Genomic DNA, 23,957 nt, shown 5'->3' on the forward strand with positions numbered 1-23,957 from the left:
ATGCGCGGACTGGATTTCAGCGGCCAATGCGTGTGGGTCACCGGCGCGGCGCAAGGCATAGGCCAGGAGGCGGCGCGCCGCTTTGTCGAAGCCGGCGCGCGCGTCATCGCGCTGGACTGGCAGTTCGAGCGCGCCGCCGCGCGCGACGGCATGCTGCGCGAGCTGCCGCTCGACATCCGCGACGCCGATGCCGTGGCCGCGCTGTGCCGCCGGCTAGCCGAGGAGGACGCGCTGCCCGACGTGCTGGTCAACGCCGCCGGCGTGTTGCGCCTGGGCGAGTTGGACACGCTGTCGCTGGCGGATTGGCAGCAATGCCTGGATGTCAACGTCAGCGGCCCCTTCTACCTGATGCGCACGCTGCTGCCGCATTTCAAGGCGCGCCGCGCCGGAGCCATCGTCAACGTGGCGTCCAACGCCGCCCATGTGCCGCGCCTGGAGATGGCCGCTTACAGCGCGTCCAAGGCCGCGCTGGTCAGCCTGAGCCACAACGCGGCGCTGGAGCTGGCTCCGTACGGCGTACGTAGCAATGTGGTGTCGCCCGGTTCCACCGACACGCCGATGCTGCGCGGCATGTGGCGGGACGACAGCGGCGCGGCCCGCACCATCGCCGGCAAGCCGGAAGCGTTTCGCTTGGGCATTCCGCTGGGCAAGCTGGCCACCCCGGCCGATGTGGCCAGCGCCGTGCTGTTCCTGGCTTCCGATCTGGCCGGCCACATCACCATGCAGGACGTGGTGGTGGATGGCGGCGCCACGCTGGCGGCCTGACATGCACGCGTCGCGGTGCCCCCTTATTCTTGCCCTGAACCGTGGCAAGCCCGCGCTGTCCTGTCGCACATGCCACCATCCGGAGCGGCCGCTACCCGCGCCGCTCCTGCCGCAAACAACGGAGCGCATCCGCTGACGGTTTGCGGATCGCTTCGCGGAGAAGACCCATGACCACCCTCGCCCGGCCAGACAGCCCCTCGCGCGCTGCCGGCCACCCTCCCTCCCTGCCGCCGGCCAGCCAGGCCGACTACCGCGCCATGCCCAGCCCGGCCGAACTGCTGCGCAGCCTGCCGCAAAGCGCGCGCGCGGCGCAATCGGTGCATGCCGGCCGCGCCGCCGTCAAACGCGTGCTCTCCGGACAAGATCCGCGCTGGCTGGTGGTAATCGGCCCGTGCTCGATACACGATCCTCGCGCCGGCCTGGACTACGCCGAGCGACTGGCCGAACTGGCGGCGGAACTGGACGACACGCTGTTGATAGTCATGCGCGCCTATTTCGAAAAACCGCGCACCAGCGTGGGTTGGAAAGGCCTGATCAACGACCCGTATTTGGACGACAGCTGCTGCATGGACGAGGGCATGCACATCGCCCGGCGTTTCCTGCTGGCCTCTGCCGAACTGGGCCTGCCGCTGGCCGGCGAGGCGCTGGACCCGCTGTCGCCGCTATACCTGGCCGACCTGTACAGTTGGACCGCCATCGGCGCCCGCACCACGGAATCCCAAATCCACCGCGAACTGGCGTCGGCGTTGGACAGCGCGGTGGGCTTCAAGAACAGCACCGACGGCACCCTGGACGCGGCGCTCAACGCCATCGTCTCCGCCAGCAGCCCGCACGCCTTCCTGGGCATGGATCACGCCGGTCAAGTCGCGGTGGTGAACAGCCGCGGCAATCCGCATGGCCATCTGGTGCTGCGCGGCGGCGGCGGCCGGCCCAACTACGACTCGGTCAGCGTCGCGCTGGCCGAACAGGCGCTGAAAAAGCGCGATATCCCGCCGGTGATCATGGTGGACTGCGCCCACGGCAACTCCTGGAAAAACCACGCCTTGCAGCCCATGGTGCTGGCCGACGCGGTCTCGCAGATCGTCCACGGCAACCGCAGCATCCGCGCCTTCATGCTGGAGAGCTTCATCGAAGGCGGCAACCAGCCGATACCGGCCGACCTGTCCCAACTGCGCTACGGCTGCTCCATCACCGACCCCTGCGTGGACTGGGACACCACGGCACGCATCTTGCGCGAGGCACACTCGAAACTAAAGCCATTGCTTATGAAATAAGTTGATCAGGCCCGGTCGCGCAGTCAATGACAGAGAAGCGACCGGTCAATAGAAAATCTGGATGTGCGGTCTAATTGGCACAGTACGAACCCAAGAATCAATTCACAGCCTGCTTGTGCCATCTACTATATACGTTCTTCATTTTCACAAAAAAAACTTAAAGGACCAAAACTCACCTGAGTGACATTATTCGTTACCGGTATCATATTTAATAAATGCTTAGTCCCAACATCGTAAAGATGATATTCGTCTCCCAGATTACCATATTCTGATCGAGATATGATCTTTTTATCAATAACAGCCGACTTAACCTCTCCATTTGCAGCATAACGCGTTGAAAAATGCAGCATTCTATTCACAAAATCACCCGTTGGAGATTGAAAGAAAAAATATACTGTTTCATTTTTCATATCAAGGTCGATAAACCCATTAACAGTAACAATCCTTCCATCCTTACGTGGGAACTTTAACTCAGATATTTTCGCGGTACAGACCACCCTGCTATCAAATAGATAATTATTACAAGAATATCCAATATACAAAAAAAGAAAAAAAATCCCAAATCCAATTAAAAGCTTATTTGATTTTTGCAATTCAAATCACTCCCATCATGCTTATCGCAATAATATATCGAAGTTCCTTTTCTATTCTTGATGTAGAATACATCGCCACTAGAACCAGGCAACTTGGGAACATCTTTATATAGCAAGCCTACCACATAAATTGATCCATTATCCTTCTTAATTTTATTTATATAAAAACCCGGTAAAAAATCAGAAAAAAACCATCCTGAGACTAAACCTAAGGATGCGATAAGAATACAAAACAAAACATCTCTAACCTTACGCCCTGTCAATAAAGCATACTTATTTCCAATATTGACCAAAGACTCATCCAGGCTGCGATCATCATTTTGTCCAGAATCAGAAATCGCCAGTTCTGCTGGAGAATCACTTCGGTTCTCTTCCGCATCCCTTACGCCTTTTTCATCTTCTTGAAAATCGTCCTCACTACGCTCGCATACTCCTACAAACATGCACCCTCGCCTAGGAACAGTCTTAATCAGCTTAGGGTCAAGACCGATACGCTCGAACTGTGCTCTTAACTCAAATATCAATTTATGATAACTTGAATCAGTTACTATTAGCTTCCCCCAAACAGCCTCCATAAGAGCATGCTTCTCGAAAAATCCGTTTACCAGCTTACTGAGAAGAACATTCTCATTATACTTAAGATCCACTTTTCTACCATCGGAGGCCTCCAACACTCCCTCTGTATAGTCATAAATTATATTGTGCTCTATAATCCATCTCATGGATGATATCCTCATTATTTATACTAATCCACAGACAGCCAATGCAAATTAAATTAGCGGCAATTTAAAATTTACATACCACTTTTTTAATTATAGTAAAAAAATTTAAATTTGCTGTCCATCACAACAGATATGAGCCATGCAATTTGAAACCATACCAATTCAGATTTATGCATCTACATAGCTAGAAATACGTCCACGCAAATAAAGCTCATCAAAATCCGCAATGAAAATCAATTCGCGTAAGGGTTGGTAAGGCTAGTAATTTCATTTCTTATGTGGTAAGGAGGTTGGTATGGAAATTCATGCTTAAATAGACTATATTAATTAGGTGACATTAATTGAACCGAGGTGTGACATGCAGGCCAACTTTCAACTTTTCCTTGATGAGCTTATTTCAAATCAGCTATGCGATGGCAACCCTGACATCCACATATCCATTGGCATCGGAACCAATACCATATGCGATATGATCATGAACTCAATGGAAGTCAAATCCATCAAGACTCATAGCACATGGCTTTCTATCAGTAGCAAAAGAAATGACGACGGCACGATCCGGATCATCATTAAACCCTCCAACAAACAAGAACAAGAAGACATGTTGAAATGTATGATCGCCCCATGGCGTAGTTTCCCATTACAGCCCTCCAAATCAAAGCAACAACACATTGTCTTGTCTGGCGCATCAGGAAATAACTTCTAATAATCCACTCAGGATCTTTTCATGGAGCAGCTGCTTTCTAACGGATAACCCCGTGGAAAGCGGCCCGCCACCGCGTCAATTGCTACGTGAACCTCCCTCTGCCGCTAATAGAAGGTTACCGCCTGATCAATGCTCAACATAGCCAGCTTGTCAATATCGGCAATCACCAAACGCAAACTCCGCCGCTGGCCAACTCACGCTTAGGGCCGCTAACAAACCTCGAAGAGTAACTGAGCCAAGGCGCGCCAACGCAGACAGTGCAAATAGTACGGCAAGGAGGCGCAACGCAGGATCAGGGGTTTTGTTAGCGGCTCTTACAACGATTGTTCTGCAAACGTCTTCCCGAGTCACGCACCAGCGACCAGGATGGCCTGAAACAGACAAAAACATTCCGAATGTAGGCTAGGCGCTGCTCCCAGGAATTTCTTGGACGAAATATCTAGGCAACACCCAGCATGTTACAGTATTTTGCGTTTATTACTACTAGCGGATCTTACGCTGCTGTATTTCACTGCATCATAGCATTTATCAGTTTTCCCACCTCAAACGCCAATCCATTCCACGGCCTTGGCAACATATCCTATATCTGTTTGTATTAAACTGCGCCACACACAAATCTTTCCGCCACGCGCAATTTTAAATACACGCTCTGCCACGTCTGCCACCACCTGCTTTTCATGACCAAATGGCGCGATTAACTCAACTATAAATGCACAGTCCCCAGACCGCCAATCTTCCAGGGCAATCGCACCTTCACGTTATAAAGGCGACATGCCCAGCAACTCGGCCAACGCGTCATCATCCCAGCCAGCACGCTTGCGCCGCACCCGCATGCTTTTCTTGGCCTGATACGGCGAGCTGCGCAGCTGGTTGAGCGCGAATTTCAGCAGCAGCGCAAAATTCTGCGGTCCATGATCTTCGCGCAATGGGCAGTTATCTTCTCGAAAAATCACATCCAGACACCAATGCAGGCCATTTTCGATCGCCCAATGACGGCGCACCGCCTGCGCCAGCTATTCCGCGCTCAACGCGCGCGACGACAAATAATAGCGCTGCTCCAGCGCCGATTGTCCGCGACCATCCAGCCGCACCGAATCCACGCAGCCCACTGTTTGGCAGCCGGGCCAGGCCTGAGCGTCGACAATGCCTTCCGCCGGGGCAATCACGACATGTTGCAACACCGTGCGGCCATGCCCCTTTTGCGCGCTGGCCACTCGTTCGGTGGGATGGTCATGCAGCGCGCACGCCACGGCCTGACGCAGCTTGGGCTGATTCTCCTTCACCGCCAGCAAATAGTCCGCTTTACGCGCCACGATGGTCTGGGTCACCTCTTTCTGGCAGCCCATCGCATCCAGGCTGACCAGACAGCCCTCCACATCCAACGCGGCCAGCAACGCCGGTATCACGTTGATTTCATTGCTTTTGTCAGCAACTTTCTCCTGCCCCAGCGCCAAGCCCAGTTCGGTAGCGAAGGCGCTGACCATGTGCACCGGGCTGTGCGCGCCGCGAGCGGTGCCACGCAGGCATTTGCCATCGATGGCGATCTACTGGAACGAGCCCAGCAGTCCTTGCGTCCAGCTGCGGAAGGCGTTCTCGAACTGCTTGGGATCCAGCAGTCGGAACACGCGGTTGATGGTATCGTGAGAAGGAATGCCGTTCTTCAACGGCAGGAAGCGCCGCAGCCAAGCCTCCTTGACCTCCGCCCACTCGACCGCTTCCACAAAACTCTCCGCCCCCCCCGCGAAGATGGCGCACACGGCAATCACCAGAGTTTCGTCCAACGGATGGGCGATGTAGCGCCCGGTTCTCGGCTCAGGCACCTCGGCCAAATGTTCCATCAATGTTCCCATCCTGCACCGGTAAAACCCGGGAGTTCACCTCAAGTCTGGGCGGGTTGGCAAGTCTGTTTATTTATGGCAATAGGGTGCGATTGCCCTGCCAATCTTCAGGCAATACATCCCGATCTCCTGCCAATAGAGCATTTCGAACAGCAGCAAAAAATTACCCAATTACAAAAATCCAAAGGAAGTCCTTCATCATTTAGATAGTATGAGAACTGTCCCAATTCTAAAGCAGGCACAATGCGTCGCGCCCATTGTTCCAACGTATATTTTTTATGATCATCTGAGTTTAGGCTGAATGATATAATATCGCCCAAAAAATCATGTCGCTGAATATAGTTACTATGAAAATCTACAATCTTTATATGGAAATTCTCTTTAGCCAAACCCAGTCAAGCCGCTTATCATAATGGCGCAAAAAAAATCAAGTTAAACAAAGTAACTATTCTTTGCAGGTAGTTGCAAACTATCTCACACAATAAGAGAATCCTAAAACTTAATTCCCATGCCACACCCTTTAAAAATCTTACCAATCATTACCACGCATTAATGAACGATCTTACCCTGCCTGAGAGAGGCAAATGAGAGTCAAAAATGGCCAGCCATGGTCTACCATGACCGGCAATCACACTCCTTTAGATTGTGTGACTCAACATAGAAGAGGGGCGTGAAACATCAGCAGGATGCAACGAGTCCGATCCCGCATCAGGCGAGGGAAAACTTGTCATGGCATGTGTCAATCGCTGACTGTTCACATCAGCATTGGATAGTCCGCTGCCTTCGGTCTCTGGCGCGCTCAATCGAAATGGCAAGATAGCTGATAAGCCACTGGCAATTTCAATCTCTCCTGCCTCCCTTCCGACAACCATTGCGATTCGGCCATTACGCAATAAAGTCTGCGCATCGCTGCTAGAAAAAAACTGCTGCAACGGCGCCAAGCTAGCTCCCGTTGGCGTTTCACTCAATAATAGCGAAGACTCATAGCGCCGCCCTGCCAAATCAACATTTAAGCAAATTTGCGCCCCATCCCCAATACGATGCCGCAACAATACAGCAGCCGGACGGTTTACTCCATGGAACGACACCGTATGCCCACCCATCGAAATCGAATTATTTTGAATGCCCAACCCAGAGAAAACCTGCGGCTTCAACTCGCCAAGCACAACGCGACCATCTTGAATGCTGTGCTGCTTTAATGCATAGTCCACATCGAAAATCCAACGCTCTTGGGCATTGCCACTCGCCTCTACCCTCAAGCTCAGTGGATTTGCCGGCAAAACGACAGCATACGCGCCACCACCGCCATTCAATGTGTAACTTAATAAGCCGCGATCATCGGCATCGGCCACCGTCGGCATAATCAAAGTGCGAGCTGATGCATCCAAGTTCACTTCGATGGCTGTAGACCGGCGCGTCTCATCCAATCGGTAAATAGCCCAATCGGTTGGAAACGCATACATGCGCGGGACAAAATCCGTTCCAAAATGCGCGCGTAAACGATCCATGGCAGGCGCACTGGCAGTTCGCCTACCTGTCACTTGCTGATAATCAAAGGTCAGCCGGCGACTGATTGCGGCAGGCAACAAAACTGGTAAATTTGGCTGCGATGGATCAAGCGAAAATGCCTGTTGTCTAGCTAAACCTAGGCCAGCATACACATCCAGCCAACGATGGGTATCCGGATCAGGGCGGGCAAAATAATGGTCCCACCCCCCCGTGACCGTGTGCGCACTCCCGCCCTTAGTCGCATTGATTTCCACGCTGCCGTAATGCAATTGACCACTACGAAAATCAATGCGATCGACGACCGCTCCAGGATTCAGCTGCCATATGCCATGCTCCAGATGGAATCCAGCACTCTCAATACTGTTCGCGATAGCATCCAACCGTTGCGACGCTTGGTCAAAGCCTTGCCGCAAGCGCTGGTAATTCTCGACCAAGGCCGGCAATCCCACAGCCAACCCTGTCAGCGGCACCGCCAACGCACTCAAACCCGCAGCTACAGCACCAGCGCCTGTCAAGCCAGCAATCAAACTGGCTATATTCAAACCACTCATGACGACGGAAGTGCCAAGCGTGGCCTCTATCTCCGCACGAGCAGCCGGATCGCTGGTTTGCTGCAACTTAACCACCGTCGCGGCGATATTGACAGCATCAAGCACAGGATTGGCAACGCCAGCAACACGCGACATCAACTCCGTGCCACGAGCAGCCAAGCTCCATTCGGTTTCCAGCGCGCTGCGTATCGAACCGGCCAGCTGCGCGGCGTCCTCCGCCAAGCCGACGCTGTTTTGCACCAACTGGCTGTAAATTTGCACCTTGGCTGCATCGCTCACAGCATTCAGACCGCCATTGCGCGGATTGACGCTCATCAGGGTTTGCAGCATGAATGCCGCATTCAAACTGTTCACCCCCCGGCTTTGCTCTATGTCCGGCCTCGCCACTAGACGCTGCTCTGCCGCGCTCCATTGAAATGTGCTGGCCAAGTGCTCCGTCATCAAGGAAATATCATTGAACTGCGCAAAAATAGGATTCTCGTCGCGCACCCAGCGCACCTCGCCGGTGTCGCGCTTGATCAATCGAATCTCCATGCCGCTTCCGGTGTGCGACCGCCGAACCTGCACCGTCGCCAGCCAACTATCGTCCAGGCTTTCCCTTCGCTTCAGTGCCTGGACCGCAATAGACCACTGTTCGGCACGATGAATCGCGGCAATGTTCTGCACAGCGTAAACCGACACGCTGCCTCGATGCGCAGCATCCGGCGCCTGTTCGCCCAACAGGTGTTGCCGCACGTCATCACCAACCTGTTGATGTAATTCCACCAGGGCAGCTCGTTCCGCATCGCTCAAGGCGGTATGATGAACCACGCTTTCAATGTCGCGGCCTACTTCTAATAAAGACTCCAGTTGCGCAGGCGTCGGCATCATCTGCCGTGCCTCGGGATCCCAACGCCATTCCACCTTATGCAGCAGGTCTCGCAAGCGGGCCGACTCCTTGGTGATCCAGCCATATTCTTCGGTCAGGATTTCCTTTTTACCTTCGGCATTGACACGTACCGGATACTCGCGCGCACTCAGTGATACCGCTCCGCGTCCCAAACCCATCATATCCGCTTGGCATTGCAACCAGGCGGCCAGCTGTCCCGGCAAAGTTTGCGCAGCCGGCAATTGTCTGTCCACCAGCTCACAGCCCACCAGGTCCAGATGGATGCCGCTGATCTTGTCCGCCGGCAGACGTGCGACAAGCGCTTCCAATTCTGTTTGAAGCTCCAGGGCGTTGCGGAAACCAAACAAGGTTTGACCATCCACCCTACTACCGTGCCCAATCAATACGATACGCACACGCCCTTCGCTATCCAGTTGCAGAGGCGCCATCGATTGCACACTGGCGCTTGACGTCTCCCATCCCAGAGCCATCGGATTCGTCCCTCCACACCATTGCATCCATTCGCTATGCCGCGGGTGCTTAGCAAATAAACTGCGAGCGGCAGAAAAACTATTATCGTCACCTTCCAACTGAATGATCAGCTGACGCTGGTAATCTAAAGCCAGTGATGGTTCAGCCATATCCTGAGCCATTCGATTAAGCACATCGGCTACAGGTTCGCGCCACTGCCCCCCCTCCTCGGAATCGGAAATAGAATGAGCAAGCGCACCATCGCGCATCCTCAAACCAATAGCATACGCCCGAGCCTCGTCTGCAAATGGTCTATAGTTGCGAGCGCCGCGCAGCGCAGAATTGGAGAATCTTTCCAATGCATTGGCTATCGAACACAGAGTATCTATCTTCCACCGCAAGCTCATCTCAGATTGCTGGCTATGATAAACATCTAAAAAATCCAAAACGGCCGCATGTCTGCTCGCAATTGTTTGCCCGGCTTTGACAATCAACTGCGCGCGCGTCCAAAGTTGAGCAGGAATGCTGCGAATCCCACTGCGTATCTGCGACTCAACCGCCTCTAAACTAGCAGCCTCCGTATTCCATAAAGTCTTTAAATCGGTCCAATCCTGTCGCGAGGGCCGAGCATCTCCGCCTCGAGTCTGTGCCTGTGACAATTGCAAATATCTTGCCCCCCATATTGGATATTTGACTATGTTTTCTGCCCATGACGGAGGCTTTCCCAAGATAGTCCATATACTATCGGTCAATTGATGACTGATGAAATCTCGATTCAGTGAGGCTTGCGCCACGCCCATGCTTCTGAAAGTATGGTAATTAACAGCCCGGTTCCTGACTTGATCTAGAGCCAAAAATCTTTCTTCCCAATTTTTCACATTGGCAATGATGGGATTATTACTCTGCCCCTCACCAGCATATTGACTTGCATATAAATCCAAAGCAACTTTGTTCCCACCCAAGTTAGCGATTACAACATAATGCTTCAGTGGGGCGACGTCCCCTTCACTCAACCATAGCAACAGCCCCCGTACTTCGTAACCAATCTGATTTTTCGACAAAATGTCTGTGATACGCTGGGAGATAGCTGCACTATTTGCGCCAGATGCCGTTCTCAACGTTTGCAAAGCTTCATCGCCAAGTAAACTTTCCAACCGGCTGACAGCAGCAGCATAGCTCAATTGACCCACACCATTACGTCGTCTATTACTAATCGGCAGCGCCGATGCCCGCTGAAAAGTAGGGCGAAGATTCAGCCTCTCACGCGCATCCATTTTACGCAATAGCCCTATAGCGTAAGCACGTACCTCTTCACTGAATTTATCAAGAAACCTGGCTGTATTGAAATTTGCCGAACCGTAATTTTCGTTATAGTCAGACTCAACCTGCTTTGCCAAGTCACTTAAACGAGCAACTTTTTCTGCCAAAGTTAAGCTATCCGCCTCACGATGATATCTATCCAATGCCAATAAAGTATTTTCAACATCTTTTCGTCCAAGACTTGCCATAGCCTGGTTCAAAGTTGACCTATCAGCCAGCAATTTCGGGATACGAATCTCGCCCCTATCAATTCTCAACTCAATCTGATGAAATGGCTCAACTTCATTTCGATATAAAGCAGCAAGCTCCAGTTCCTGCTGTGCCCTTTGTTCTGCCGTTGGCCGCAAGCGAGCAAGTCCATTCAAAGACTGCTGAAACTGCTGGTAAGCAGTACCCCATCTTGGGTAATGGACAATTTCGCGCGCCCACTGTGGTAGTGGATGTAATATCTTCCATTCCGTTGCCGTAAGGCATGGACGTTCAGCTCCACTTGCCAAAGCATGGCTTGCCAACAGAGAACTTGAAAAATCTCGGCAATGAATAGCTTGATTAGATAAATCCCCTAAGCTTCTAAATTTTTCTAACCAGATTTTTTCATTAGCAATAATAGGACCTGCAATTTGGGAACTGGATGCAAATTGTCCGGCAGTCACATCCAATACAATACGATGCCCACCCAATTTAGCGATGACAACATAATGATTCGCAGGTTCTGGGTCACCTGGACTTTCCCAAAGCTGCATCGCCCGTACTTCGTAATCGATGCCACCCTGTCCAAGCAAATAGCATATGCGCGCAGATGCGGCTTCGCAAGCTTCCGTAGGACTAGCGATATAACTTTTAACTTGACGGTCTCCATTTATCAAATCCGTCAATCGTGTCAAAGCCTGATCATATGTCGTCAATTTAATCACCTTAAAAAAATATTACTTCATAGAACACCGCCAATCTTGAGGAAGCAAGCGGTGGCAAAACGCTTTTCACACTCGAATAAAAAAGCCCATCATCATGACAAATCCTTTCTTCACCAGCCCTTAAAAAAACTTACCACATCTTATCAGGTATTATTTTTATGGAAATTAGGAATTTCTTTCACCAGAGTACGCCCCATGAATGCATACTCGATATCCTTTTCAAATCTAATGATAGCTCGCAAAAAAACCTGCTTCATCTCAATATGAAGCAGGCTTAAATTAGCTCATCACTCAATATTCTTTTCACTCATGCGCATTAAGAAAAGATTATCGCACTCATCATGAACTAAGACGAGTGGGCACGTATGCTCAGCACATTATTCAGGCGTGACAACATGGTGCCATCCAGATTCCCCATCAAAAATGCAAAATTAACATGTGAAATCAAATAACGATGCTTACTCTCAATTAATCCTGAAAAAGCATTTAGGTAGGCCTGCTCAGCTTGCAATAAATCAAGCTGGCTTCTTAATCCAACTTTCAAGCCTAGTTTCGTAGAGTCCAACTTACTCTTGCTGGAGAGTAATAACTTCTCCTTAGCCATTTTTAGCTCCAAACCGCTATTCATATCATTCAAGGCCTTACGCATTTGCACTTTGACTTGGCGACGAGTAGCCTCCAGTTTTTCTTGAGCGGCATCCCTGCTGGCCAATGACTCTCTCAATTGTGCTTGATGACCGCCTCCGGAAAAAATAGGCATAGAAAACGCCACTCCAACGCTGCTGCCCCGCTTTCTGACAGGAAATCCATCCGCATCATGCCTATCGCTATAAGCCGCACTTAAAGCCAATACCGGCATATGCAAGCCCTTTTTAGCAAGAACCTCTGACTTGGATACTTCGACAGCCAACTCCGCAAGCCGGACTGAATGATTGACAATCATTGCCCTATTTGTATAATATTCAAATTCACTTTCAGGATATGGCTTCAGTGCTAGCACATTATCTACAGTGCAAACCATTTTTCCATCCAGCCCCGTCAGACGCCCCACTTCCAGCTGCCATTTTTCCAGCTCGTTTTTGTCTTCCAGCTCTTTTGCGCTTGCACCGTCCAGAGCTGCCTGTGCTTCATTCAGCTCCAGCAAGCTTGCAGCGCCCAAACGCTGCGCGAGATAGGCTTGTTGAACCTGCAACTGATATGCTTTCTTCGCCGCATGCGTAGCGGCCAATAAATCTTGCGCACGGGATGCCTCAAGATAAGCTCTGATAACAGATGCCAACAGCTGCTGACGACTAAGATCAAATTGTACGTCCGCTATTTTGGCCTCAATTCCCCCGCGTTGAAAAGCAGCGTACCTCCCCACATCAAACAATGGCTGATTTAATTGCAAACTATAGCTACGCGTCTCTGAGTCAGGCATGCCGACAGCCGACTCCCAATGATTGCGCGTATGATTAGTTGCAATGCTAAGCTGAGGCAACAATCCAGCACGCCCTATATTATTTTTCTCTCTCTCCGCATAGAGTTGATGCTGTGCAGCCGCATATTCCGAATTAAAATTACGTGCGGCGTCCCAAGCCTCTACTAAATCGAATGCCAGAGATGTGCCGGGCAAACACACTATAAGAGGGGTGATCAGGAAATACTGTATGACGTTTTTCATAAGGAGGGAATAATGAAAAGTTATTATATTAAGCAATACTCATCGCATAACTCAGCAATATGCTTCATTACATCAACCAGCACTAACGCTCCATCAATGCCTCTCCCATCACTTCACGAATGGGGGATAGTAAATAATCAATCACTTTTCGACTATCCGTTTTAATTTCTGCCGTAACTGCCATCCCCGTCTGAAGTGCCAGCATCATTCCGGTCTTGGAAATCGTTTCGTGAGCAAGAAGAATCCGTGCCGCATATACTGGCCCTCGCTTTTCATCCGGTATTGCGTCATGTGATAAATGTTCAACAACCCCGGAAAGCGTGCCGTACTTGCTATATGGATAACTATCCACCTTTAATGTTACCTGCTGCCCGCTACGCACAAAGCCGATATCCTGATTCAATACCAATGCATCCACAACCAACCTGGCATGATCTGGTGCAATCACCATGAGTTGCTGCGCCTGTTGCACAACGCCACCGATAGTATGAACTGCCAATTGTTGTACATGGCCGCTGACTGGCGCTCTCAAATAACGTGTTTTTTCTCGCTCGCTATAGCGTCGAATATTCAACTCTGCTTCACTAGCCTTATCCTCAGCTTCAGCCAACTCTCCCAATAATTGTTTACGCATATCAGCCTGATATTGTATCAATTCTGCTTGAATTCTCTGGCCATTGGCGCGATGTTGCAGCATTCTTTGCATTTCAACCTCTAGGCTCTTCTGAATTCCGATGCGCTCGTTTTCAAACTCAAGCCATTGCAAGCGTGGAGCCATTCCCTGCTCATTTAATTGACGCCATGCTTCCGCTTTATCAGCCAGCGCAGGTAATCTTGCTGTTAGTTTTTCCTGCTCCAGTTGGCTAGCTACGAGCAGTGCCTTGTTTTCTGCTGACTGCGCCATTAATGCGGCAACCCTTGCTTGGTATGCCCCTAGTTGCTGTTTGATTCGCATCTGCAATGGCGTGTTGGCATACTCTCCCCCGGGCAGGGCGGTATGCCTAGAAATGTGATCGATTCCCACCAAAACCGCGCGCAAGCGCTCGATATCCTGCAAGGCCAGCCCTAACTGCCGCTGCAATTGCGATACATCCACCTGATTTTCAGTGCTATCCAATTCCAGCAAGATTTGCCCCGCCTCAACATGCTGGCCATTCGCAACGTGGATCTTGCGTACAATGCCCGCCTCGAGCGGTTGTATCGACTTCACTCCGCCCTCAGGCATCACTTGACCTTGAGCGACAGCGGTTACGCCCACCTCTCCCAGGCATGCCCATGCCAAAGCTAGGGCAAACAAAGCCATAAGCACATAACCCAAGCAACGCCCCGCCGGCGAAGCAGGCGTTTCAAGCACTTCCAAAGCTGCAGGCAAAAATTCGCGTTCATGGAGGGCAAGCTTCCGGCTTACTCTGTCCTGCCAGTTTTTTACTATCTTGCGAAAAAAATCCTGAAATTGCTGGCCACATCTGCATGCGCGAGCCCAAACAACCAACAGCTTTTTTAAAAACACTTGCTTCATACTAAAACCTCTATATTTCCATGCCCGGCCTGAATTGCGCACAAACGCGCATAACGGCCTCCCTGCCTTAACAGATCTTCGTGACAACCATCTTCCATAACCATTCCATTTTCTATCGTGACAATACGGTCGCAGTGCCGCACGGTGGACAAGCGATGCGCAATGATCAATACCGTGCGTCCTTGGCAAATATCCCGCATATTCTGCTGAATAATGCTTTCTGACTCGTAATCCAATGCGCTGGTCGCTTCGTCCAGAATCAAAATGCGCGGATTGCATACCAAGGCGCGCGCGATAGCGATGCGCTGGCGCTGCCCGCCGGACAGATTGGAACCTCTCTCCTCCAGCATGGTGTCGTAACCCTCCGGCAGCGCCAGAATGAAATCGTGGGCACCCGCCAGTTTGGCCGCTTCCATCACGCGAGCCATGCTCATTCCTGGATCGGCCAACGCGATGTTGTCGCGCACGGAACGGTTGAATAGCAGGTTCTCCTGCAGGACCACGCCGATTTGCGTGCGCAGCCAAGCCGTATCCACCATCGCCAAATCGAAGCCATCTATCATCACCCGGCCGGATTCCGGCAGATACATGCGTTGAACCAGCTTGGCCAGGGTGCTCTTGCCGGAGCCTGACGGACCAACAATGCCCACCGTTTGCCCTGCCCCTATCTTCAAGCTGAGCCTGCGCAGAATCTCCGGCTTATCTGGCCGATAGCGGAAAGTCACCTGATCAAAAACCAGATCGCCGGCAATGGCTTCCAGACTGGATCGATTAGGGTCATAACCAGGTTCGGTCGGGCTATTCAAAACATCGCCCAAACGCTCCACAGACAATCTGGCCTGCTGAAAATCATTCCATAGTTGCGACAGTCGCAGCACCGGCGCCGCCACATGGCCGGCGAACATATTGAATGCCACCAGTTGCCCCATGGTCAGGCTGCCCTCGATGACGGACTGCGCGCCCCAGTACAAAATCAACGCGGAACACAGCTTGGAGACCAGCTGCACCGCCTGGCCGGCGATATTGCCCAAATTGGCGCAACGGAAACTCGCATTGACATAAGCCGCCAGCAGCTCCTCCCAGCGCGACTGCGCCTGGGATTGCACCGACATGGCTTTCAAGGTCTCGATGCCGGTGACTGACTCCACCAAAAATGATTGGCTTTCCGCATTGCGACGAAACTTCTCGTCCACCCTCTTGCGTAAAATGGGCGTCACGAATACGGCAATCAAAACCAGGCACGGCAACGATAACAACACAATCACCGTCAATAGCGGGCTGTAGTACCACATCACCGCCAGAAAGATCACGGTGAACAACAGGTCCATCACCAGCGTCAAGGCTGAACTGGTGATGAACTCGCGGATATTCTCCAGCTCGCGCACCCGCGCAACGGTTTCCCCCACCCGCCGCGCCTGGAAATATGCCATCGGCAATGCCAATAGATGCCGAAACAGCTTGGCGCCCAGCTCCACATCGACGCGGTTTGCCGTGTGGGAAAACACATAAGTGCGCAAGCCGCCCAGCACCACCTCGAACACGGCTATTGCAATCAGGCCGCATATCAACACCTGCAAGGTGCTCATGCTTTGATGCACCAGCACCTTATCCATCACCACCTGGAAAAACAGCGGTGAAACCAGGGCAAATAACTGCAGGAACAAAGACATCACCAGCACATCCGCCAGCAGCCTCTTGTATTTCAGCAAGGCCGGCACAAACCAGCTGACATCAAACTTGCCGCCCTGCCCCAGCAAGGCCGCGCGCTTGGTGGCCAGTACCAGGTGCCCGTTCCACATCGCCTCGAATTGCGCCATCTCCAGCATGGCGATTTCTCCGCTTTCGCCTTGCTGTACCAGCACACGTCCATCCACCGTCTTGGCCAGCAACACGAAGCCGCCATCGCGCAACTCCGCGATGGCCGGCAAAGGCGTATGCTCCAAGCGCCCTACCGCCACCTTGACTCTGCGCGACTTCAAGCCCAGTTGCCGACACAGGCGCACCAGCGCCTCGCCATCGCATGGCCGGCCGGCCATCTCGCGCTGCAATTGTTCGATGTTGGCGGGCAGGCGGAAAAAATGCAGCAGGATGGACAAACAGCCCAACATGCTGGCGCAAGCCTGCTCCGACTCGCGCAAGGCGGGCAAAGGATCATTCATACAATCATCGCTCTAGATAAAGGGAAGAAAATCGCCCCTTAGACGCGCGTCAATAGCGCGCCGCTACAAGCAACGCGGTACTTGCCGGGGGCGAAACCGTAGGGGGAGAAAGACTAGGGCACAACCTTGCAGACAAGGCGCGCTTACGCGAGGAAAACTACTTTGGCATACACCTTGCGTAAGGTAGTTGGAATGTCGGCAAACTGATCACATATTTTGCGATGACATGGAATGTCACGCGGCGCTTGTTTCAGCGTAGACGCGCGGCCAATCCGTTGAAATTGCACTGCGTATCGCAATTTCCAGCAATGTAACCGCCTGAATTGATAAGACAGGCATTCATGGCTGCTCGATATTCAGAAATTTGGCCAGACGACATACAATCCGCAAAAAGATCCGGCTCAACAAATATTTGCGAAAGCACCACGGCAAACCACTCTACTGAAATCCAAACTAGCAAAGGAAACAGAAAAATACATATAAGAATAAATAATTTCATTTACACCATCACAAGCAATATGACTTTATCAATGAATATTTGAATCAACATTGGTCAAAACCACACTAGAGCACAGCATTAAACCGAAGCGTTACATTTCCACGATACTCGCCTGGCAACATCGTTCTTGCAATATTACCACTTATATAAAACTTGAGCTTCTCCTCAACCCGTCGCACATCCAATGCATCACGTCTAGTCCAGCCATTAGAATTGTTTGAAAAATTGGCAAGTGGGAGACGAACTTCGCAATCAACACTATGCGTATTAACATTATTTGTAAGAGAATGACGTCCAACATATTGAATAGAAAATCTTGAATTTGTGTCAATAAAAAATCGAACCTCCTTTGATAGACTACCATCAGCATTTTTCTGCAAAACCACATTAGAATCGGGTACATCTACCGATATATTGGGATGCACCGTCAAACCAACAGAAAACGTATCAGAAACACTAGAAAGCGCTTCAGTCCTATTCGCTCTCAAACCTCTAACGTTGTCAGCGCCGACTTCTAGTCGGCCCACATAATTCCCAGCAGGAAGCATGCCAATGGCATTGAAATCATATTCAACGACAACGTGCTTAATTTGCAAGCCACCAAAATTATATTTAAATTGCATAAGACAACTAGATCTTTCCTTAAACATTAAAGCATAGCCTTGCTCGCCATTAATATTTATATCGGCATGAGTAATGCCTTGGCAATCATCAGCAATTGCCCTTCTTAATTCTGAACGAAAGACATCCCACTGAAGATTACTGAGAATAGCACTTGGGACAAGGACAATACCTAGCCTTCTGAAATTAATACGCATATCACGGCTTACACCTGGTGCCGGCGAGAAGGTTATATTCCCTCCTCTTTCGCCAGCCGCGCTATATGACTTATATAATATTTCTATCTCCCCGCTCGAGCCCCTCCGGGCAGTGTGGGATCCACTAGGCAATAGCAATGATTTATCCGGATTGCAACCGACAACCCCGCAAAAAGAGCGCGGAGCTCTCGCACTAGCAGTGCTATATAAATTCAAATTATTTGAGTCAGATATAACAATATCTTGACCTGCTGAAAACACAAACTGCGACAAGCTCAATAATCCCAAATATATCCAAAGCCGGCTTAATATAGATTTTCTCAACATGCTAAACATTATTTACACCTTCAAGTTTCACACCATTCACCAAGCAGCCGATATCCCCTACGAAAACTACGCCCTCACTCAGCCCCAGCTCTTCTGGCTGGAAATGCAGGCTGCAATGCTTGACCCCCTCGCGCTCCACGCCCAATTCCGGGGTATGCGCATGCACATCCAGCGTGAACAAACCGTTTTCGTCGCTGACCGTACGCCCGGCATGGTTGACCACGCTGGCGCCGGCCCAAGGCTGGCCGCTTTGGTCCAGCAGCCGCCCCATCACCGTCATCACGCGCATGATCTTCACTTTCTGGTAAGCCACGCCGCCGCGGTTCAGGTGGTAGGCGGCGCTGGATGGCCGCACCCTCAGCGGCTGCGCCTCTTCCGCCTGCGCCAACATAAAGTTGACTCGGCCCGGCTGATACGGCGTCAGCGACAGCAGATTGACGCCTGGGCGCAGCGTCTGTTCGCCCCAGCGCCCGCCTCCCTTCAGCGTGGCATTGGAGTCGTCGGACTCCACCTCCACAATCATCATGGCCGTGTTGCCGGCTTCAACCGCGCCCAGCGCGGCCTTGCCCGCGCCCAGCGCGGCCTTGCCCGCGCCCAAGGCCACGGCGTTGCGCAGATTGAGACTGCCGGTCCAAATGCGGTTGGCGCCCCGGCTGAAAAAGGCATCGCCGTCCGCCAACTGATGGTGAAAACCCGCACTCCCACTAAAACCCAGCCCTTGCTCATTGGCCTCCGCCGTCAGGCCGACGTTGCGCAGCGCGCCGTCTTGCCATTGCTGACTCATGCCGGCCGTGGCATAGGCTTGCTGGCGGCCCTCCTTGGCACGGCTGCCCACGCTGGCATGGTACTGACGCCCGGACTCGCCCAGATGCAGGTTCAATGCCGCCTCCACACCGCGCCGGCGCGCCTGTCCGCTGGTGCCGGGCTGATCAAACAGGGAAAAACGTAGATCGACCTCCTGGCCCAGCCAGTTCTGGCGGCGGTTCAAGCCCAAATCCACGCCCACGCTGCCGCTGCGCGCATCGTGGCGCGCCTGCAGCGTCACGCTGTTGCGCTCATTCAACTGGCGATACGCCGTGGCAGTGAGGACGTGCCGCGCCTCCCCGCTGCGCAGCCATTGCTGCTCCAGGCCCAGCTGCCAGCTGCCCTTGTTGTCGTCCAGGGTGCGCAATAGCTGGCCATGCCAGCCTTTGTCGCCATCGCGCCAAAACAGGCCGCCGTCCAGCCGCATCCGTTCGTTCAGCTCGGCATCCACCGTAGCGGCATACTCGCTGCGCGAACCGCTGCGCACCACTCCACCGCCCAGCATCACCTTGGGATGCAGCAAATAATTGACCATCCCGCCGCCGCTCCACCCCAGTTGCCGATGAAACCGGCTGCCGGTACTTTCGCTGCGCTGCCCGGCAAACACGTTGTAGCGCCAACGCTGTGCCGGGTCGCCCCAACGCTGCGGTTTGTAAACCCACTCCTGGCGCCGGCTCACTTCCTCACCATCCTTGCGCACTCGCACCTCAACCGCATAGATGCCGCCAGGCAGGCGCTTGGTATCCAACGCCTGCAAGCCGCCTTCCAGCGCCTGGCTGTGCAGCAACACGCCATCGCGTAAAATCTCCGCCACGCTGCCCGGCAAGCCGCTCACTTGTATCGGCGTCTGGCTGGGAAAATCGCTGTCACGGACCAAGGCGTCGGAGCTGCCGGCCATCAGCCCCAGCACCGTTTCGCCGCTCAAGGCGGGCGTGCGGGCCAGGCCCTGCACGCCGTTGGCGAACTTGCCCACCCGGATGAAATGGCGCGGCAATTCGCGCTGCGCGTACCACTGCCCCACCGTCTGCCGCCAGCCATGGCCGAGAGCGCCGTCCTGCGCCAGCTGCGTGGCGCCAACCAGCGTCCAGTTGTGCAGGCTGCCCGTGACATCCAGGTTGTATCGCCCCGCCAGCCCGCCCTGGCCCTGCGCAAACACGCTCAAATCGTTGCGCAGCAGCAGGCCATGCCCGCCTTGCGCCGGCAGCGCGTGTAAAGCGGCATTCCCAGCCTGTTCCGCGCTGCGCGTCAGCAGCTTCAAGCGCGATTCGGCAATATCATATTCAAGCGCCAACAGCCCGTTTGGGCAGTCTTTCGCACAGCTTCCCAATCTTCTGGGTACCGCCAGATACTCAAGCCACGGTCCGAGCTCCGCTGGCTCCGTGCCTGGCTGCAAGCTCACCGTGCCGTCGCTGGACACTATCAGCTCCACCTCACCAAATTGACGGCCATCCACCCACAGCTCGGACAAGCGCGGTACGCCAAACAATCCCGCGCGAAACTCTTCCGGGAGCGCAGCCCACTGCTCATCCCAATGTTTCTGTACGGATGCCTGCACAGGGGAAACGATAGCTAGCAAGGCATAAATTAATGTCCTATTCAAACTCAATGCATACTTAAACTTAATCAACATAGAAATAACCATTAGGCTGATATCTTTTCAATTCGACTCGAGCAAATAGTCACAAAATGGTCATTTTTATATTTTAAGAATTCCGTCCTGACTTAAAACTCGATACTTTAATTTTGGAATCCTACCCATTCCCATCCACAAAGAGCACATATGAGAATGGGCAGTGATCATTTACAGTTCAGAAGTAAATTCAATCTCTAGCGCTGCCTGATAGGAACCAGCGACCTTATCGGTTGCTATAATATCTGCAGATTCAATAATTAGTTCTTTACTTGCACTGCCACCGCCTGAAACCACCTGCTTCACATTAGTCAGCCCCACGGAACCGATCTTTACCACCAATGGAATAAAGTTGTTAGAACCTGGACCAGTCAATTTTGGGTTAGCTGCGGAAAGTTTGGCATACACATTACCTAGATTACTATCAAATGTCAGCGCGAGATTTTTGGTAGCCTTAGCACCCGGCCGCCCCGTCAATGCCATTGGCTCATTCGATTCGATAGCATGACCACCGCTCTTAGTAATAGAAAATTTGTTGGCAACGGTATAACTCACAGCAAAGGTCTTTGATGTAGTCACAGTCGTAGCGGCACTAGCAATATGCGACACTCCGGCCAAGGCAATCATGGCTAGGCCACATGCGTATTTTTTAATAGACTTAGACATTTTATGTTCCTCATAAAATAAAAATAAGCTTTATTTATCACAAGATAGAAATCATGACCTTGCGCCTCCAGCAGTCAAAACTACCGGCCGCAGGAAAGCTTCAATAATCGCGGCAATCACTTATTAACAACATAGCCATTAATCACAGTAGGCTCGAATATGGAGCAACAGCAAAACCATGACAGAACAGACAAGCACAGTAAATAAAATCCAAATAAACATCAAGAAGATGAATATGTTTTCCATCCCGTCCATTATTCAGCTTACTCCCCAAGCTCCACGCTGCGCGTCCGCTCGCCTTCCTTCAGGAAGACCTTGTATTTTTTTCCGGCGGCAGGAAACAACTTCTTCTGCCCCGGCCGCAAATGGCTTAGCCCTGCGTTTTCGCATTGCTCGCCCGAGCATACAGAATAGTGCGGGATGATCACCGTGCTATTTCCTTGATTCCAGATCACATGCTGCCCATTTTCTTTTGCCACCCGCGTGTCGAACCGGGTATGCTCTGGCCGCACAATGACAACTGCGCCATAGCTGATCAACAGGTTGACACCGGCACTGAAGGACTGCTGATACTTTTCTGCGGCATCTTCATCGAGCTTGAACTCATCCAGCGTTTTGGGCATCACAGGGGCAAACGTCACGCGATAGTAGCGCTCCCGCTCCCGCCCTCCCAAATGAACCAGCCTTAATGCGCCTCGTCCTTTTGCCGGGATAATCAAATGCGACGGACTGGCCAACAGGCCTTCTTTTTTATTCAAGAGGCCTGCATCACCGATATCGGCAACGTCCTGTTCCCGGCCAGATTCATCAAACACCACTTCACGCAAGGAAACCTTCACATAGGCCGTGCTATCGCCATGGTTGTGCACATGCTTGACCAAAGTGCGCTTTTTTTCATCCATGTACTCAAACATCGAACCCACATCTATGCTGGGCGCCGCCCCCACATGCAGCGATGTCAACGCGGCCACAGCTAAAAATACTAAATAACGCATGATATGCCTCTCAAGAATGGCAAATGACAGAAGGAATCGATTTCATCGCCATTTTTATCTCATTCAATTCCTGCCTGGTCAGGTATAAATACTGGCCTGGAGCGGCCACGCTCAATACTTGCTTACAAATACGATCCACACGATGCAAACGACAAAACTCCTCATCCCACTCAGCAAACCGCTCCAGTTTTTCCATTACCACCATTTGCAGGCTTTCCACTTTTGAACGATGCAATACCGCGCTCGCACCAGAAAACTCTCCCAACATACGCACCTCATTGCTCTCAGCCGTACTCGGCATCCATCCAAAAATATTTATTACTTGCCCGCCACTCCACCTACGGACATGCGCATCTCATCACCAACATTCTGTTACGCAGAAACGCTTATCGCTCCGCCAGCCATGGCCATTCCACCTACAGACATTCCTGCAGCCTGGCTATATGCCATGGCGCCTGCAGCACCCTGCCCAGCCGAGCCAAACGAAACAGCCGAACTCATCACAGAAACCTCGTTAAGCTGCTGACTCAAAGCCGGGTTGACGGGTTGGGCGGGAGCCAGTGCCTGAAGCATGTTCTGCACTTGCCCCGCCAGACCCTCACCGCCTTGATTTGCAGAAAATTGCTGGCCCAGCTTGCTTAATTCATTTTGGAACCAAGCATGGTCTCCACCAGCCTGGGCAGCCGTAGCAGCGATACAAGCCTTAGCCGATGAAGTTGAATTGAACGAAGAATTTTCCAGCAACATTGAAACCAGCAATAAAGCCAAGGCCGGATTCAGTTTCTTCTTCTTTTCGTCCCCCTGCTCCTGCGTAGCAGCTGCAGAAAGCAAGACATCCGTGTTAATAGACTCCATAGCCGCATATGCAGGGGTATACATTCCGTTGCTCACTCCACCAATGCCAGAAACCATCACAACCACCTTTAAAAAGTAACTTATAGATTTGTCAATCCACAGGCACCTTAATCAAAGGCACTTCGATTTGGCTTAGCTTGCAAAACGATGGCGAATCAACAGATGAGCCATCTTGGCACATCTCTTGACAAGCATGAAATGAATAACTCTTATCAAACCTTAATACCCCATAATCAAACAAACCAAACGTTCCATACCCTTAACAATCATTCCACCCACGGACAACTCAATGAAAAACAAGAGAAATTGACTCATGCTCACATAGAGAAAGGCAGCCATTCCGTCAAAATAGTTGGAACATATAGTCAAGCCTGCCTGCGCTTAGCACGCTCTCCATAAATACAAAATTATTCGATATCACTACCGCCGTAGTAACAGATTTTTCAATTCGTTTAACTTTGCAAGCACCCACATGACAAAGCTATCCACCA

17 protein-coding genes and 1 pseudogene are annotated in these 23,957 nt (G+C 51.8%); 3 read left to right on the plus strand and 15 right to left on the minus strand.

The window, feature by feature from the left end; genetic code table 11:
* The gene (dhbA, locus tag QUG01_RS05175; protein ID WP_500829189.1) at positions 1–765 is read left to right on the plus strand and encodes a 2,3-dihydro-2,3-dihydroxybenzoate dehydrogenase; all 765 of its coding nucleotides are present in this window, start codon (positions 1–3) and stop codon (positions 763–765) included.
* Between the two features lie 167 nt (positions 766–932).
* Positions 933–2,039, plus strand: coding sequence for a 3-deoxy-7-phosphoheptulonate synthase (locus QUG01_RS05180; protein WP_500829190.1), 1,107 nt, complete (start codon positions 933–935; stop codon positions 2,037–2,039).
* Positions 2,040–2,164: 125 nt separating this feature from the next.
* Here the strand turns inward: QUG01_RS05180 and QUG01_RS05185 are convergent, their stop codons facing one another.
* A complete protein-coding gene (locus QUG01_RS05185; protein ID WP_500829191.1) occupies positions 2,165–2,632 on the minus strand; it encodes a hypothetical protein in 468 nt (155 codons plus the stop codon).
* The gene (locus QUG01_RS05190; protein WP_500829192.1) at positions 2,608–3,354 is read right to left on the minus strand and encodes a winged helix-turn-helix domain-containing protein; all 747 of its coding nucleotides are present in this window, start codon (positions 3,352–3,354) and stop codon (positions 2,608–2,610) included. Before QUG01_RS05190 ends, QUG01_RS05185 begins: the two co-directional genes overlap by 25 nt.
* 358 nt (positions 3,355–3,712) lie before the next feature.
* On the opposite strand from QUG01_RS05190, the gene QUG01_RS05195 reads away from it, so the two are divergent.
* Entirely contained in the window at positions 3,713–4,060 is a 348-nt protein-coding gene (locus QUG01_RS05195) for a hypothetical protein (protein WP_500829193.1), read from the plus strand.
* A 542-nt stretch (positions 4,061–4,602) separates the two neighbouring features.
* Here QUG01_RS05195 and QUG01_RS05200 read toward each other — a convergent pair.
* From QUG01_RS05200 to QUG01_RS05260, 13 genes and pseudogenes are all read right to left on the minus strand, one after another.
* Complete coding sequence (locus QUG01_RS05200) at positions 4,603–4,806, minus strand: toxin-activating lysine-acyltransferase (RefSeq protein ID WP_500829215.1); 204 nt, start codon at positions 4,804–4,806, stop codon at positions 4,603–4,605.
* A 12-nt stretch (positions 4,807–4,818) separates the two neighbouring features.
* A pseudogene (locus QUG01_RS05205) lies at positions 4,819–5,898 on the minus strand (ISAs1 family transposase).
* Between the two features lie 107 nt (positions 5,899–6,005).
* Positions 6,006–6,287: a toxin-activating lysine-acyltransferase gene (locus tag QUG01_RS05210; protein ID WP_500829194.1), complete on the minus strand. Its 282-nt coding sequence runs from the start codon at positions 6,285–6,287 to the stop codon at positions 6,006–6,008.
* Between the two features lie 249 nt (positions 6,288–6,536).
* Positions 6,537–11,531, minus strand: coding sequence for a TcdA/TcdB pore-forming domain-containing protein (locus QUG01_RS05215; RefSeq protein ID WP_500829195.1), 4,995 nt, complete (start codon positions 11,529–11,531; stop codon positions 6,537–6,539).
* Positions 11,532–11,877: 346 nt separating this feature from the next.
* A complete protein-coding gene (locus QUG01_RS05220; RefSeq protein WP_500829196.1) occupies positions 11,878–13,194 on the minus strand; it encodes a TolC family outer membrane protein in 1,317 nt (438 codons plus the stop codon).
* Positions 13,195–13,276: 82 nt separating this feature from the next.
* Positions 13,277–14,713: an HlyD family type I secretion periplasmic adaptor subunit gene (locus QUG01_RS05225; RefSeq protein ID WP_500829197.1), complete on the minus strand. Its 1,437-nt coding sequence runs from the start codon at positions 14,711–14,713 to the stop codon at positions 13,277–13,279.
* Complete coding sequence (locus QUG01_RS05230) at positions 14,710–16,872, minus strand: type I secretion system permease/ATPase (protein WP_500829198.1); 2,163 nt, start codon at positions 16,870–16,872, stop codon at positions 14,710–14,712. Before QUG01_RS05230 ends, QUG01_RS05225 begins: the two co-directional genes overlap by 4 nt.
* A 564-nt stretch (positions 16,873–17,436) precedes the next feature.
* A complete protein-coding gene (locus QUG01_RS05235; RefSeq protein WP_500829199.1) occupies positions 17,437–18,525 on the minus strand; it encodes a hypothetical protein in 1,089 nt (362 codons plus the stop codon).
* Positions 18,518–20,578 (minus strand): CS1-pili formation C-terminal domain-containing protein, encoded by a 2,061-nt coding sequence (locus tag QUG01_RS05240; protein WP_500829200.1) that lies wholly within the window; start codon positions 20,576–20,578, stop codon positions 18,518–18,520. Before QUG01_RS05240 ends, QUG01_RS05235 begins: the two co-directional genes overlap by 8 nt.
* A 543-nt stretch (positions 20,579–21,121) precedes the next feature.
* Positions 21,122–21,616 (minus strand): CS1 type fimbrial major subunit, encoded by a 495-nt coding sequence (locus QUG01_RS05245; RefSeq protein ID WP_500829201.1) that lies wholly within the window; start codon positions 21,614–21,616, stop codon positions 21,122–21,124.
* A gap of 263 nt (positions 21,617–21,879) precedes the next feature.
* Positions 21,880–22,611, minus strand: coding sequence for a hypothetical protein (locus QUG01_RS05250; protein WP_500829202.1), 732 nt, complete (start codon positions 22,609–22,611; stop codon positions 21,880–21,882).
* Between the two features lie 10 nt (positions 22,612–22,621).
* On the minus strand, positions 22,622–22,879 hold the full coding sequence (locus QUG01_RS05255; protein WP_500829203.1) for a hypothetical protein: 258 nt from the start codon (positions 22,877–22,879) through the stop codon (positions 22,622–22,624).
* Between the two features lie 104 nt (positions 22,880–22,983).
* Positions 22,984–23,523 carry a hypothetical protein gene (locus tag QUG01_RS05260; RefSeq protein ID WP_500829204.1) on the minus strand — a complete coding sequence of 180 codons (540 nt, stop codon included), beginning with the start codon at positions 23,521–23,523 and terminating at the stop codon, positions 22,984–22,986.
* Positions 23,524–23,957 lie beyond the last annotated feature (434 nt).

This window comes from Chromobacterium sp. CCUG 76385 (genome assembly GCF_059916625.1).